Origin of the sequence: Testudinibacter crocodili (assembly GCF_006228025.1) — a bacterium.
Classification (GTDB): Bacteria; Pseudomonadota; Gammaproteobacteria; order Enterobacterales; family Pasteurellaceae; genus Chelonobacter.
Genome location: NZ_VDHF01000122.1, coordinates 1 through 751, shown reverse-complemented (window position 1 = coordinate 751; position 751 = coordinate 1). Strand labels below are relative to the sequence as shown.

The following is a 751-nucleotide window of genomic DNA, read 5'->3' as shown; positions in this document are numbered from 1 at the left end:
TGTCTAAAGAAAAATTTGAACGTACAAAACCGCACGTTAACGTGGGAACAATCGGCCACGTTGACCATGGTAAAACAACTTTAACCGCAGCTATCACCACTGTATTGGCAAAAACCTACGGCGGTGCTGCGCGTGCATTCGATCAAATCGATAACGCGCCGGAAGAAAAAGCACGTGGTATCACCATCAACACTTCACACGTGGAATACGACACCCCAACTCGCCACTATGCGCACGTTGACTGCCCAGGACACGCCGACTATGTGAAAAACATGATCACCGGTGCGGCACAAATGGACGGCGCAATCTTAGTTGTTGCAGCGACTGATGGCCCAATGCCACAAACCCGTGAACACATCCTGTTAGGTCGCCAAGTAGGTGTACCTTACATCATCGTATTCTTAAACAAATGCGACATGGTGGATGACGAAGAGTTATTAGAATTAGTTGAAATGGAAGTGCGTGAACTTCTGTCTCAATACGATTTCCCAGGCGATGACACGCCAATCGTACGTGGTTCTGCGCTGAAAGCGTTGGAAGGCGATGCAGAGTGGGAAGCGAAAATCATCGAATTAGCCGGTCACTTGGATACTTATATCCCAGAACCTGAGCGTGCGATTGACCAACCGTTCTTGTTACCAATCGAAGACGTGTTCTCAATCTCTGGTCGTGGTACAGTAGTTACCGGACGTGTTGAGCGCGGTATCGTACGTACGGGTGATGAAGTTGAAATCGTCGGTATCAAAGCGAC

The 751-nt window shown here is 48.6% G+C and carries 1 protein-coding gene; it reads left to right on the top strand.

Going from position 1 to position 751, the window contains the following annotated elements:
• The coding region (locus tag FHQ23_RS11425; protein WP_139614433.1) for an elongation factor Tu at window positions 1-751 on the top strand (751 nt) is incomplete at both ends.